General features: G+C 62.9%; 14 protein-coding genes. 3 read left to right on the plus strand and 11 right to left on the minus strand.

Features of this window, described 5'->3' with window-relative positions; translation table 11 throughout:
• Nucleotides 1-7: 7 nt before the first annotated feature.
• The 4 genes from HV711_RS04835 to HV711_RS04850 form a co-directional block, all read right to left on the minus strand.
• Nucleotides 8-382 carry a cupredoxin domain-containing protein gene (locus tag HV711_RS04835; RefSeq protein ID WP_013591715.1) on the minus strand — a complete coding sequence of 125 codons (375 nt, stop codon included), beginning with the start codon at nt 380-382 and terminating at the stop codon, nt 8-10.
• Nucleotides 375-908 (minus strand): DUF4142 domain-containing protein, encoded by a 534-nt coding sequence (locus HV711_RS04840; protein WP_035477961.1) that lies wholly within the window; start codon nt 906-908, stop codon nt 375-377. The genes HV711_RS04835 and HV711_RS04840 overlap by 8 nt, the downstream gene beginning before the upstream one ends.
• A gap of 98 nt (nt 909-1,006) precedes the next feature.
• Nucleotides 1,007-2,317 carry an MFS transporter gene (locus HV711_RS04845; RefSeq protein ID WP_035477962.1) on the minus strand — a complete coding sequence of 437 codons (1,311 nt, stop codon included), beginning with the start codon at nt 2,315-2,317 and terminating at the stop codon, nt 1,007-1,009.
• Between the two features lie 176 nt (nt 2,318-2,493).
• Nucleotides 2,494-3,588, minus strand: a complete 1,095-nt coding sequence (locus HV711_RS04850) for a tartrate dehydrogenase (protein WP_035477964.1) — start codon at nt 3,586-3,588, stop codon at nt 2,494-2,496.
• Nucleotides 3,589-3,696: 108 nt separating this feature from the next.
• Here HV711_RS04850 and HV711_RS04855 point away from each other — a divergent pair, with 108 nt between their 5' ends.
• Complete coding sequence (locus HV711_RS04855) at nt 3,697-4,611, plus strand: LysR family transcriptional regulator (RefSeq protein ID WP_013591719.1); 915 nt, start codon at nt 3,697-3,699, stop codon at nt 4,609-4,611.
• Between the two features lie 63 nt (nt 4,612-4,674).
• On the opposite strand, the gene HV711_RS04860 is transcribed toward HV711_RS04855, so the two are convergent.
• The 5 genes from HV711_RS04860 to HV711_RS04880 all read right to left on the minus strand — a co-directional run bounded on the left by HV711_RS04860 (nt 4,675) and on the right by HV711_RS04880 (nt 8,803).
• Nucleotides 4,675-4,992, minus strand: a complete 318-nt coding sequence (locus tag HV711_RS04860; protein ID WP_035477967.1) for a DUF4148 domain-containing protein — start codon at nt 4,990-4,992, stop codon at nt 4,675-4,677.
• A gap of 138 nt (nt 4,993-5,130) precedes the next feature.
• The gene (locus tag HV711_RS04865) at nt 5,131-6,192 is read right to left on the minus strand and encodes a methyltransferase (RefSeq protein WP_035477970.1); all 1,062 of its coding nucleotides are present in this window, start codon (nt 6,190-6,192) and stop codon (nt 5,131-5,133) included.
• A gap of 178 nt (nt 6,193-6,370) precedes the next feature.
• Nucleotides 6,371-7,708 (minus strand): ATP-binding protein, encoded by a 1,338-nt coding sequence (locus tag HV711_RS04870; protein ID WP_035477972.1) that lies wholly within the window; start codon nt 7,706-7,708, stop codon nt 6,371-6,373.
• Nucleotides 7,705-8,367 (minus strand): response regulator, encoded by a 663-nt coding sequence (locus HV711_RS04875; RefSeq protein WP_014973014.1) that lies wholly within the window; start codon nt 8,365-8,367, stop codon nt 7,705-7,707. Before HV711_RS04875 ends, HV711_RS04870 begins: the two co-directional genes overlap by 4 nt.
• Nucleotides 8,368-8,497: 130 nt before the next feature.
• The gene (locus HV711_RS04880) at nt 8,498-8,803 is read right to left on the minus strand and encodes a DUF4148 domain-containing protein (RefSeq protein WP_035477974.1); all 306 of its coding nucleotides are present in this window, start codon (nt 8,801-8,803) and stop codon (nt 8,498-8,500) included.
• 216 nt (nt 8,804-9,019) lie between these two features.
• Between HV711_RS04880 and HV711_RS04885 the strand changes: the two genes are divergently transcribed.
• The gene (locus tag HV711_RS04885; RefSeq protein WP_035477975.1) at nt 9,020-9,808 is read left to right on the plus strand and encodes a COG4705 family protein; all 789 of its coding nucleotides are present in this window, start codon (nt 9,020-9,022) and stop codon (nt 9,806-9,808) included.
• 97 nt (nt 9,809-9,905) lie between these two features.
• Here HV711_RS04885 and HV711_RS04890 read toward each other — a convergent pair whose 3' ends face one another.
• A complete protein-coding gene (locus tag HV711_RS04890; protein ID WP_013591726.1) occupies nt 9,906-11,069 on the minus strand; it encodes a porin in 1,164 nt (387 codons plus the stop codon).
• Between the two features lie 307 nt (nt 11,070-11,376).
• Between HV711_RS04890 and HV711_RS04895 the strand changes: the two genes are divergently transcribed.
• Nucleotides 11,377-12,192, plus strand: coding sequence for a MetQ/NlpA family ABC transporter substrate-binding protein (locus HV711_RS04895; protein WP_035478261.1), 816 nt, complete (start codon nt 11,377-11,379; stop codon nt 12,190-12,192).
• A gap of 83 nt (nt 12,193-12,275) precedes the next feature.
• On the opposite strand, the gene HV711_RS04900 is transcribed toward HV711_RS04895, so the two are convergent.
• Complete coding sequence (locus HV711_RS04900) at nt 12,276-13,391, minus strand: succinylglutamate desuccinylase/aspartoacylase family protein (protein ID WP_028360269.1); 1,116 nt, start codon at nt 13,389-13,391, stop codon at nt 12,276-12,278.
• Nucleotides 13,392-13,616: the final 225 nt, after the last annotated feature.

Consider the following 13,616-nt stretch of genomic DNA (forward strand, 5'->3'; position numbering starts at 1 on the left):
CCGGCTCTCACTGGACGCTCAGCGCGCCGTGCATGGTCGGATGAAACGTGCAGCCGTACGCATAGCTGCCGGCCTTGGCCGCCTCGTAAGACCAGGAAGCGTTGGCCGCAATGCTGCGCGAATCGAACGCATGCGTGTCGGCGGTTACGGTATGTGCAAACAGATCCTTGTTGATCCATACGACGCGGTCTCCTCGCTTCACCGTCAATGTTGACGGATTGAACTGCATATTCTCGATCGTGACGACATAGGTCTTCGGCGCGGCAAGCGCATGGCTAGACGTGGCCGCCCACACCGGCATGAATATCGCAGCCGGCATCGTGCAGGCGAGCAGCACGCGCGCGAGCGTGCGATTGCGCGGCGCAGCGCATCGGCTAGCCACTGCTTTTCTCCAGCGACGCCTGCAAATGCTTCGCATGCCCCAGATGCGCGACGAAGGCAGGCCGCACCTTGACGAGCAGCGCTTTCAGCTCCTCGTTCTTCGCACTGGGAATCAGCGTTTTATCGAGCGTGTCGAGCACGGTTTCATGGTAGGTCACTTCGTGATCGATGTAGGCGCGATCGAACGCGGCGCCTTTCAGTTTTTTCAGGGCCGCGAGGTTCGCGTCGCCGCCTTGCTTGAGGCTCTGGCTGGTAGCGTTGTCCTCGGGCGTCACGTTGAGTTTGTGCACGAGGGCACTGGCGGATTGATTGACGGCGCTGTGGTCGGTGACCATCTGTTTGGCGAACGCCTTGACGTCGCTCGATTTCGATCGCGACTCGGCGAGCTTGCCCGCGTCGATATCGACCTGATTGGCCGTGACGACGATGGCCGCGATCTGCGAATCGCTCGGACCGGCGCTTTGCGCCCAGCTACTAAGACTGACGAACGCCAGTGCGGCCAACCAGTGTGGATGGAACAGTTTCATGCGGATTCTCCCGTGTAGCCAACGTTATGTTGCATACGACGTTGGATGTCACGACGGAGAATCCCGTTCCCGGATGAAATGCGAGCGGGCGCGCAGCTTCAGTGGCTGTGCCGCTCGCCGGCTGCGACGGGCGTCTGTTTCGATTGCCGGCTCAGCATCAGCGTCACGACGGCGGATACGGCGAGCGTCGCGCCGACCACGTACAGTCCCGCCGAATAGCCGCCCGTCACGTTCTTGAGCCAGCCGATCGCGAACGGACCGACGAAGCCGCCGAGATTGCCGATAGAGTTGATCATCGCGATGCCCGCCGCCGCGCCGGCGCCCGACAGGAACATGCTGGGCATGGCCCACAGCGGCGCCTTGGCCGCGCTGATGCCGACGTTCACGACCACGAGAGCCAGCACGATCATCAGCGCGGTCGCCGCGTTGCCCGCGAACACGAAGCCGAGGCAGGCCAGCACGCACGGAATCACGACGTGCCACGTGCGCTCTTCGGTGCGGTCCGAGTGCTTCGCCCACAAGATCATTGCGATGACGGCGACGATGCTCGGTATGCCCGCAAGCAGTCCTGTTTCGAACGAGTCGAAGCCATACTGCTTGATGATTAGCGGCGCCCACAAACCGAGCGTGTACAAACCGGCTGACGTGCCGAAGTAAATCAGCGCGAGCGCGAGAACACGCGGATCGCGCAGCGCACTCCATGCGCCGGCCGTGTGGCCCGCGTGCGATTGACGCGCGTCGGCTTCCGTCTTCAGTTTCGCGACCAGCCAGTCGCGCTCTTCAGGCGCGAGCCATTGCGCTTTGGAAGGCGTGTCGGTCAGATACTTCAGCACGAAAAAGCCAAGAATGACCGCGGGCAGCGCTTCGAGGATGTAGAGCAGTTGCCAGTCCGCGAGACCTGCGATGGGCGGCAGCTTCATGATGGCGCCGGAAATCGGCGAGCCGATCGCCGTGGAAATCGGTGCGGCGGCCATGAACCAGGCGGCGGCGACGGCGCGCTGACGCGTCGGAAACCACAGGCTCAAATACAGAATGATGCCGGGAAAGAAGCCCGCTTCGGCGACACCGAGCAAAAAGCGCAGCGCGTAGAAGCTGTTCGGCCCGACGACGAACGCGGACGCCAGCGAGACGATGCCCCAGGACACCATTACGCGGGCAATCCAGCGGCGCGCGCCGACCTTGTGGAGAATCAGGTTCGACGGAACCTCGAACAGGAAGTAGCCGATAAAGAACAGCCCGCCGCCGAGCCCGAATGCGGTCGGCGAAAGGCCGATGGCCTTGTTCATCGTCAGCGCGGCGAAGCCCACGTTGACGCGGTCGAGGAAGCTCACGAAATAGAGCAGCATCACAAACGGGATGATCCGCAGCATGAGCTTGCGGGACACCCGGCTTTCGAGGTCGGTCATCATTGTCTCCTCCTTGGGAGGCCTAAGCGGTGCGCCTTGTGAAAGGCGGCAAAGCGAAGCGCGCCGCAGCCGTCGAATGCGGCTGTTCTCCGGCTGCTGTCCGGCAGCAGGCCGGGGACGCGCCTCGCGCGGCGAACCTGTCGCGCATATCAGGCCGATGTGCAGGCCGATTTGCAGACTTATGCGGCGTTCGCGGCGGGCGCCGCGGCTCGCTCGATGAATGCGCACACCACGGCGGTCACCTGCGCGGTGGTCGCCGTGCCGCCGAGGTCGCCCGTGTGCAGCGACTTGTCCGCAGTCACGGCTTCCACCGCCTGCATCACGCGTTGGGCTGCGTCGAATTCGCCGAGATGTTCGAGCAGCATCACGACCGACCAGAACGTGCCCACGGGATTCGCGAGGCCCTTGCCCATAATGTCGAACGCCGAACCGTGGATCGGCTCGAACATCGACGGAAAGCGGCGTTCCGGATCGATGTTGCCGGTCGGCGCAATGCCGAGGCTGCCGGCCAGCGCGGCGGCCAGGTCGCTGAGAATGTCGGCGTGCAGATTGGTCGCGACGATGGTGTCGAGGCTCGCGGGTCGGTTGATCATGCGCGCAGTCGATGCATCGACGAGTTCCTTGTCCCACGTTACGTCGGGAAATTCCTTCGAGACCTGCAGCGCGATTTCGTCCCACATCACCATGGCGTGACGCTGGGCGTTGCTCTTCGTGATCACGGTCAGCAGCTTGCGCGGGCGGGACTGCGCAAGGCGGAACGCGAAGCGCATGATGCGCTCCACACCGGCGCGGGTCATGATCGACACGTCGGTTGCCGCTTCGATCGGATGCCCCTGGTGAACGCGGCCGCCGACGCCGGAGTACTCGCCCTCCGAGTTTTCACGCACGATCACCCAGTTGAGGTCTTCGGGCTTGCAGCGCTTCAGCGGGGCGTCGATGCCGGGCAAGATGCGCGTGGGGCGCACATTCGCGTATTGATCGAAACCCTGGCAGATCTTCAGACGCAGACCCCACAGCGTGATGTGATCGGGAATGTCGGGGTCGCCTGCGGAGCCGAACAGGATCGCATCTTTATCGCGGAGCGCGTCGAGCCCGTCCGCCGGCATCATCACGCCATGCCTGCGGTAGTAATCGCCGCCCCAGTCGAAGTTCTCGAATTCGAATACGAACGACTTCGTGGCCCTCGCAAGCGCTTCGAGCACCTGCGCGCCGGCCGGCACGACTTCCTTGCCGATGCCGTCGCCGGGAATGGTCGCGATGCGATAGGTCTTCATGCTGTGTCTCCAGGAATGTTGTGCATGAGGACGACTGTATCGACATCTATGCGCAAAAACCGGTGCTAAACTCAAAGCATCTTTAACTTTCATTCACAAGTGCCGCCCATGCGCGATACCGTTCAGCCGGCCGATCTGAGTTTTTTTTCGACGCTTGCGGCGTCCGGCAGCCTGAGTGCGGCGGCGCGCGAACTGGGATTGACGGCGGCGGCCGTCAGCAAGCGGCTCACGCAGATGGAGAGCCGCGCGGGCGTCGCGCTTGTCAACCGCACGACGCGGCGGATGATGCTTACGCCCGAAGGCGAGTTGTATCTCGGGCACGCGCGCCGAATTCTCGACGAAATCGACGAACTGGCCGAGTTGCTCGGTTCGGCAAAAAAGAGCCCGAAGGGACTCCTGCGTGTTAACGCCACACTCGGGTTCGGGCGCAGTCATGTCGCGCCCGCCATTTCGCGCTTTGTCGCGAAGTACCCGCAGGTGTCGGTGCAGCTTCAGCTATCGGTCACGCCGCCGCCGCTCACGGACGATACCTTCGACGTATGCATCCGCTTCGGCGAGCCGCCCGACACGCGCGTGATCGCGCGGCGCCTCGCGGGCAACCGGCGTTTGCTCTGCGCTGCGCCGGCGTATATTGCGGCGCACGGCATGCCGATGACGCCGCACGATCTCACGCGGCACAACTGCATCGGCATTCGTCAGGGCGACGAAGCGTATGGCGTGTGGCGCCTGACTTCGGGCAAGGGCGCCTCGCAGAAGACGGAGGCGGTGCGCATCAAGGGCACGCTCACCACCAACGACGGCGAGATCGCAGTGAAGTGGGCCCTCGAAGGGCACGGCATTCTGATGCGCGCCGAATGGGACATCAAGCAGTATCTGGCGGACGGCTCGCTCGTGGTCGTGCTGCCGGGTCATGACACGCCGAACGCCGATATATTCGCCGTGTATTCGCAGCGGCATCAAATGTCGAACCGCATCCGCGCATTCGTGGATTTTGTCGCGCGGGAGCTCGGCGAAGTCGGGTGATGAGGCCCTCCACGGTGGTGTCGGCTCGTCGGTTTCCGGTAGCGTGTGTGCTGCGCGTCGGCGCTATTTCTGCATGGGCATGTTCTGCATGGCCGGGTCCTGATTCATGAGCGCGCTCTTTTGCGCCGCATGCAGGGCGGCGACTTTTCTTTCGGCATCCTGAATGTCGGCGGGATACTGGCCGTCGTCGCCGAGCGACGGGTTGTATCCGGCGGCTTCCAGTTCTTCGAGTTCATGCATGACTTCGGCGCGCGTGAGCGGATGACCGATCTCGGGCGATGCTTGCGCGCGTGCCCATGGCGAAGCAATCATGAAGGCGACGGTGGAAATAAGGGAGAACAACGCGCGCGATGTCGCGCGGTTTGCATGGCTGGGTTTCATGGCACTGCTCCTCGATGGACGAGCGAATCGTTCGAAAGCGGTTTGCGTTCGAGATGACTCGCTCTGCATCGGTAAACCAGTGACATCGGATAGTTATTCCCGCGAGGGCTCCGACGCCGCGTTTAACGTGCCACAGCGCTAGCGTGATTTGATTCCGACCACCATCGAGTCCGGCCCCACCAGAGGCTCGATCCGCACATCGGCAAAGCCCGCCTGCTTCATCCATTCGCGGCATTGCGCACCGGTGTAATCGAACCCGCCCGGCGTTTCGATCAGCATGTTCAGACTCATCAGCAAGCCGAATGCGTTGCTGCGGCGCTCGTCGTCAATGATGGCGTCGTAGACCAAGAGCGAGCCGCCCGGCGGCAACGCGGCGTGGCATTTCGACAGGAGTTCGAGCTTTTGCGGCAGCGGCCAGTCGTGAAGAATATGGCCCATGATGAGGACGTCCGCGGCAGGACACGGGTCCTTGAAAAAGTCGCCGGGATAAAACTTCAAGCGCTCGGTGAGGCCATGCGCCGCGACATATTCGTCGAATACGGGACCCACGAGCGGCAGGTCGAAGCCCCCGCCGCTCAAATGAGGATGGGCCAGCGCGACCTGCACGGGCAGCGCGCCTTGTGCTGCCCCGATATCGATGAACGTTTTGTATTCGCTCCACGGAAAGCGCTGCGCGATAGCACGCGTGGCACCGAGACTCACGCCGCTCATCGCACGCAGAAAGCCGCGCAGCGACGCCTCGTCGCGGTAGATGGCATCGAACAGGTTGCCGCCGGTTTTGGCTTCGTTTTGCGGCAGGCCGGTTTGCAACGCTTCGGTGAGCGAGCCCCAGAATGGATAGAGCCGCGCATTCGCCATTTCAAGCAGGCCGCCCACGTAAGACGGCTTTGCCTTGTCGAGGAAAAGGTCGGCATCCGGCGTATTGCTGTATGCACCGTCGCGACGTTCCAGTAGCGAGAGCGCTACCAGCGCATCGAGAAAGTCGAGCGCGGAGCGCGGATGAAGCCCGAGCGACTTCGTGAGCGCCGCCGCCTCGCGCGGGCCGCTGGCCAGTTGCGTGAATACGCCCAGTTCGACGGCGGATAGCAGCGTCTTCGAAGCCCAGAATGCCATGCCCAGTTGCAGCAGCCGTTCAGGCGAGGGTTCCGGCGAAGCCTCGCTCGAGGAGGCTGCGAAAGCACTGCCCGGCTCACGTTCCATAAGTCCTCCGTTCAGTTCACCTACGATTAAACCGCACGCAGACAAAACGTAAAGCAGATGAAGGCGCTTTGAAAAAGGTAGGGCGCTCGTTTCGCACGGTCAAGATGGATTTCTGCGCTGCTGTGTGCGGGAACGAACAGAATGTGTGCTGCGCGTGCTGCCGGTGCTTGCAGCCGCGCTAGTCTGCCTTGACGAATCCGCTCGCCGATGCGCTGAGCCCCCGCCCATCGGCGTTATTGCGCAACGACAATCGCAACTGCTGCCGCTGCGCGATGCGCGCGGCGATGGCCAGTCCGAGTCCGCTGCCCGTGCCCTTGGTGTGCTGGCCGCGATAGAAGCGATCGAGTACACGGTTCAGATCTTCTTCGGGAATGCCGGGACCGGTGTCGACGACTTCGAAGCCGAAGCGATCGCCGTTGCGGGTCAGCACGACATCCACCTTGCCGCCGGGCGGCGTGTAGCGGATCGCGTTGTCGACGAGATTGTTCAGCAGCACGCTCACGCCGTGCGCGTCGGCGAGCACATTGCAGGCGTCGTCGCGGGTCACCGGTGGCCGGGATTCGAGGCCGAGGTCGATCTGCTTGTCGTCGGCAAGCAGCGAAAAATCGCCGACCGCCTGCTCGCCGATTTTTCGCAAACTGACCACGGCGGCCGTGCTGGTCGATTCGGCATCCTCATGAGCGAGCGTCAGCAACTGGTGCACGAGGCGAATGAGCCGGTTAAGACGCGTGTCGATGCGTTCGAGCGTTTGTCCGTCGCCCGTCAGCGTGCCGTTCCTTTCCGCGGCCTGCAATTGCAGCTTCAATGCCGTGAGCGGCGAACGAAGCTCATGGGCCGCATCGGCGATAAAGGTGCGCTGCGCTCTCGACGCCACATTCAGGCGCTGCAGCAGATCGTTGAGGGCATCCACAAGCGGGCGGATTTCGACCGGCACCTTGTCGTCCAGATGAATCGGTTCGAGCGATTCAAGCGAACGTGTGCCGAGCAGGCGCGACAATCCGCCGATCGGCGCAAGACCTTTGCCCACCACAAACAGCACCAGCACAATGGTCACCGGCATCAGGACGGCAAGCGGCCACAACGTGTGCAGCGCGAGGCGCAGCGCCAACGCGTCGCGCACGGAAACCGGCTGCGCGACCTGTACGAAGCGATCGGGTTGTTGCAGCGCCAGCACGCGCCAATGCACCTCGTTCCGCTCGATGGTGCGGATACCCTCGGACACGCGTGTGAGAACAGGCGCCTGCCGTGAGTGATACACCAGCGTGCCCGACTTGTCCCAGATCTCGATCAGGATGAGATCGTCGGAAATGCCCTCGAATTCGGGGCCTTTCCGGTCGACCGTTTCCGCGGTCTCGAGATTGGTTGGCAACGACAACGCGACGGTGCGCAGTTCGTAGTCGAACAGCTCGCTCGCTTCCTCGCGCGCGGTGCGAAAGATACCGAACGCGGCCGCCGCCGAAGCTGCTGCGAGGCCGCAAATCAGCCAGCCGAGCAGCCAGCGGCGAATCGACGTCATTCGCACCTCTTCAGGCGATACCCGACGCCGCGCACCGTCACGATCTGCTCTGCGCCGATCTTGCGACGCAAACTGTGCACATGCACTTCTATCGTATTGCTGCCGACTTCCTCGCCCCAACCGTACAGCTTGTCTTCCAGTTCCGCCTTGGTGAAGACACGCGCCGGCGCCTCGATGAGGACTTGCAGCAAGGTGAATTCGCGCGGCACGAGCGGCACCGGCACGCCGCTTTTCGTCACTTCATGAGCGGCGGGATCGAGTGTCAGCTCGCCGTGCGTATAGACGGGCTGCTTCTGTCCTGTGCGACGACGTGACAGTGCACGCACTCGCGCGGCCAGTTCGTTGAGATCGAACGGCTTGACGAGGTAGTCGTCCGCGCCGGCATCGAGTCCGCGAATGCGATCGTCCACCGCATCGCGCGCGGTGAGAATGATGACGGGTGCCTCGCCGCCTTGACTGCGATAGGCGTTGAGCACCTCGATGCCGTCTTTGCGCGGCAGGCCGAGGTCGAGCAGCACGAGGTCGTACACGCCGTTGCCGAGCGAGAGTTCGGCGGCCCGGCCGTCCTGTGCCCAATCGATCGCATAGCCTTCGCGGCGCATCGAGTCGAGCACCGGCTCGGCAATCATTTCATCGTCTTCTACGAGAAGCAGACGCATCGCATTCCCCGCGTTGTCGTTATTCCCCATTGTCGCGCAGATGAGGTTAACGCTTCCTTAAGGTACCTGTGCGGTGCCAGCGTGGTGACCGCGGCCTGCCTGTGAGGCATGCGATACATGCACAGACCGCTCAATGATGCGCAAAAAGTGCTGCGCGTGCACTGTGCGATATCACATGATCTGGCAACGCGCGCGATTCGGATGAGCCGCCGGGCTGCGTGCCGTAGCCGCCCGAGTCCACGGATTGATCCGGGCGCGCAGCTTGCTGCGAACCAGGGTAATGCACCTTCGAGTTCATGCGGTGGTCTTGCGCTGCCTGTGCGCTTTGCGCTCTCACATCCGCGCGGGTAAGCGGGCCGTTGGCGGTCTGTGCAAAAGCCGCTGCGGGCAGGACTGTCGCGATGGCGAGGGCGCTGGTAAGCAATAGATGTTTCATGGTGATCTCTCCGTTTTCGATTCCGGTTTGGCCGATGACATTGCGAAAACCGCGACGTACGGCTTAAGATTAAGCATTCAAAGTTAACGGACGCTTAGCCGGTTCGCGCCGCGCGCTCAGCGGTTCGCGCCCGCTCGACGTCATGCCCTTAAGCAAGCGTTAACCTCTCGCCTATCGATTGGCGTGCCAATGCAATCAAGAGGAAGGAGCAAAGTGATGAACGACAGCTTGAAGAACTTCGCCGACGATGCCGTCAGCAAAGTGCCGCAAGTGACGTTAGGTTTCTGGGTCATCAAGGTCGCGGCGACCACGCTGGGAGAAACCGGCGGCGACTGGGTGTCGATGTCGCTGAACCTCGGCTACCTGATCGGTTCGGCGATCTTTCTCGTGTTCTTCATCGCGCTGGTTTCCGGACAGATCAAGGCGCGCGACTTTCATCCGTTCCTCTACTGGGCAACCATCATCGCGACCACCACGCTCGGCACCACGATGGCGGATTTCGCGGACAGATCGCTCGGCATCGGCTATCCGGGCGGCGTCGCTGTGGTCGTGGCATTGCTCGCGGCGAGCCTCGCGATCTGGTATCGCTCGGAAGGCACGGTCTCCGCGCAGAGTATCGTCACGGCGAAGGCGGAATGGTTTTACTGGATCACAATCCTGTTCTCGCAAACGCTCGGCACGGCGCTTGGCGATTGGGTCGCGGGCGAAGATCGCGGCGGTCTCGGCGTCGGCTATGAATATGGCGCGATGATCTTCGGCGCGGGTCTGCTCGTCGTCGCGGCGCTGTATTTCTGGTCGCGGGTGTCCCGCACGGCGCTCTTCTGGGCCGCGTTCATCCTGACGCGCCCGCTCGGTGCGACGCTCGGCGATCTGCTCGACAAGCCGGTTGCCGAGGGCGGCCTGCATATCAGCAGTCTCTATGCTTCGGGGATTCTCGTGGTGTTTATTGTCGCGTGTATCGCGCTGTTGCCGCAGCGTTCGGCGAGACGCGAGCCGGCGGTGTGAAGCAGAGTTGAACCAAGCGAAAACGCCCCTGAAAACAAGGGCATTTTCACGTGGAGCACCGGCGAAGGCAAGCGCCCTCGCGCGGTACAAATGCGGTTTAGAACTTGTGACGCACGCCCACGCGGAACGCCAACTGGTTGTCCGCGCCCGTGCCCGACGTGCTGAAGTAGCTCGTGCTCGAACCGATCTGGGCCTGCAGATCCTGCGTGCCGTTGCGGCCCGCCGCGATCTGATAGATGCCGAGCGCGTAGACGTCGGTGCGCTTGCTCAGCGCGTAATCGACGCTCAGGTCGACCTGGTTCCAGTGGCCGCGGTTCGCGTTGCTCAGGTGCATGTAGGTATAGCCCGCGCCTGCCGTCAGTGCCGGCGTGAAGGCGTACTTCGCGCCTGCTTCATACGCGGCGAACGTCGTTGCGCCGCCGGTGATCGGCGCGAGGCGCGTGTTCGTGTACAACGCCCACAGCGTCGCGGCGGCGATCGTGTAGCGGCCGCCCACGCCGAACGTGCGCAGATCGCGGATGTTGCCCGTCGTCACGTTCGCGATGGTCGTGGAGAAGGCCGGGGTGGCCTGGCTCGGGTAACGGATGTCCGTGTATGCCGCGCCCACGCCGAACGGACCGTTCGCGTAGTTCACGCCGAAGCTGTAGGCACGCGACGAACCCGCGACCGGCGCTGCGGCCGTGCCCGTTGCCGGCGCGCCTGCGAATGCGCCGGCCTGGTTCGAGAAGCCGTACATCGCGCCGAACGTCAGACCCGCGAAATTCGCGCTGCTGAACTTCACCGCGTTGTTGATGCGGCTCGACGTTAGCTGGTCGACGTCGTTGATGTGGTAGGCGTAGTTGCCTGCAACCGTTTGACCGCCGTTCGAGTAGCTGCCGCCGAGGTAATCGGTCGAGAACGAGTACTGGCGGCCGAACGTCAGCGAGCCGACATTGTTCTGCGACAGACCCACGTAGGCCTGACGGCCGAACATCGCGCCGCCCTGACCAAGCGTGCCGTTACCGCTGTTAAAGCCGTTTTCGAGCACGAAGAGCGCCTTCAGGCCGTTGCCGAGATCTTCCGTGCCGCGCAGGCCCCACCGGCTGCCTTGAGCGACGCCGTCGTCGTACTTGAAGAGATTGTCGTGACCGGTAGCGGTCTTCGAGTTGTTGACATAGCTGATGCCGGCGTCAATCACACCATAGAGCGATACGCTGCTCTGTGCGTGTGCGGCGTTGGCGAAGACGGCGAGCGTAGCGGCGGTCAATAGTTTCTTGTTCAAAACGTTCTCCAGTGAAAGATTGAGCGATCGCGGCGCCGTGCTCTTTGGCGAGGTCGCGCGATGGCCGGAAATTTAAGGGAACGCTGAGTAAGGTATGTGACAGGTAGATCCATTTCGCAATGTGTCGCGCCTACGCCACAGTTGGCGGCATAGAGGCCGACGCTTGCGGCGCGTTGCCGAACGCATCGGGTGCATAAGCTTGTTCCGGCTCGCCCATATAAGCGTGTGAAAAACGATTGGTTTCACGCTGCGGGAGCCGCGTGCGACGATGCGTCGCCTGTCAATCAAACCGCTTATGGGGAAACGCATGCAACGCCGCATCATCATCAGGAATCTGCTTACCGTGGCGAGTGCCGCCGCGCTTTCGTTCACGGCGACGTTCGCGCACGCGGACGGCAAACCGCTCAAGATCGGCACGATGAGCGGCCCGGACGCGCAAATCTGGTCGGTCGTCACGAAAGTGGCCGCGCGCGAAGGGCTGAACGTGAAGGTGATCGAATTCAACGACTACGTGCAGCCGAACGCAGCGCTCGATGCGGGCGATCTCGACGCCAACGGTTTTCAGCACCAGCCGTTTCTCGACAGCCAGATCAGGCAGCGCGGCTACAAGATCGTCAATGTCGGCCTCACGTATGTCTCGCCGATGGGCTTCTATTCGAAGAAGCTGAAATCGCTGAAGGATTTGCCGGAAGGGGCGAAAGTCGGCATTCAGAACGATCCGTCCAACGGCAATCGCGCGTTGCTGCTGCTGCAGAAATACGGCGTGATCAAGCTGAGGCCGGGCGTCGGCACGAACGGCGTCAACGCGACGCCGCTCGACGTCGCCGAGAATCCGAAAAAGATCAAGCTGGTTGAACTGGACGCCGCGCAGTTGCCCCGCGCGCTGGGCGATCTCGACGCGGCCTCGATCAATACCGACTATGCCGTGAAGGCGGGCTTGCAGCCGACCCGGGACGCGATTGCGATCGAAGGCCTGAAAGGGCCGTACGCGAACCTGATTGCCGTGCGTGAGCAGGACCGCAACCAGCCCTGGGTGAAGAAGCTGGTCGCGGCATACGAGTCGGACGAAGTGCGCAAGTACATCGACACGCAGTTCAAAGGCGCCATTATTCCTGCGTTTTAAGCCTTTTTTCTGGGGGCTCAAGGTGAACCGGAAGGCGCCTTTCGGGGCGTCTTCCGTTTGTTGGCCGCGGTTTCGCCGACCGATCAATTGCTCAACAGCGAGCCGCTGCGAAACGCCGTTGCGCCGGCAATGCGCGCGAACTCGAGGCCCGCGGTGGCAAAGCGGGTGAGGTGCCGCGCATACAGCACGCCGGCCACACCGCTCTTTAACGTGACGACGCGATCCGTCAACGGATCGACGATGTCGGCGATTTCACGGCCCACGTCGACCCACGTGCCCACTTCGCAGCGATACACCAGCACGCCGCTGATGGGCGCCACGATCGGCTCCGCGCCGGCGAGCGGCGTGGCCGCGAATTCGAGCGGCGGCAGCGGCGCGGCCGTGCCTTCGATCACCCCGCGCGAGGTCAGATATTCGACGATCGCCTGTGCGTCGCGCTCCGCATACTCGTACGACACTTCGCGCTGGCCCCGCAATTCGATGGTGACCGAAATGGAGCCGTTCGGAATCGGGAAGCGCTCGCCGAAGCGGCCGCGCAAATCGGACCAGCAGAAGCTGTGAATTTCGTCGAACGGATTGCCGACCGAGTTCAGCGCGAGCAGCGAAGCCTTCGCATCGAGGTAACGCGCCAGCGGCTCGACTTCCGGCCACAGGTCCGGGTTCGTGTACAGATGCATGGCGGCTTCCCAATCGCAATGCAGATCGAGCACGACGTCCGCGTCGTACGAGAGCTTTTGCAGCGCGAGACGTTGCGATTCGAGCTCCGTGGTGGGCTGCTGCGCGTCGAGCGCCTCGCGCATCGCGGCGCGGATGGCGGTGCGATTGGCGTTCACGTCGTTGCTGAGGCGCTCTTCGATCACGGGCGACACCAGTGCCGACAGATCGTGGAAATTGCGGTTGAAGTTCTGCGCGGTGTTGGTTTCGAAGCGTCCCGTCAGATGACCGAGGAAGTGCTGGTTCAGGCCGATCGGATTGGCCACCGGCACGATCACGATTTCGCCGCGCAGCTTGCCGGCCGCCTCAAGCGCCGCTAGCTTGCGGCGCAGTTCCCACGAGACGAGCATGCCGGGCAATTCGTCGGCATGCAGGGACGACTGGATATAGATCTTCTGCCCGCCGCCCGGGCCGTAATGAAAACTCGTCAGGTTGCGTGCGGTGCCGAGCGTCGGCGCAATCAGCGGATGGGATTGGGTTTGCATGGTTGTCGAATTCGCGGGGAAAGTGCGGCGCGCCGCTATCTCGTTGATTACAAGGGGGGAAGTCTGCAGGATGCCGGCGGACGGCGGCACCTCGATCGCACGATCTTAGCCGATACGGCGAGGCGTGTCTTTCGAGGGTACCAAACGAAACGGGCTCCGCGTGTGGCGGAGCCCGTTCAGTAGGCCGTGCGGCGCGCCGCTAGAGGCGCGCGGCGGGCCTCGTGG

This window comes from Paraburkholderia phenoliruptrix, from assembly GCF_902859825.1.
GTDB classification, from domain to species: domain Bacteria; phylum Pseudomonadota; class Gammaproteobacteria; order Burkholderiales; family Burkholderiaceae; genus Paraburkholderia; species Paraburkholderia phenoliruptrix.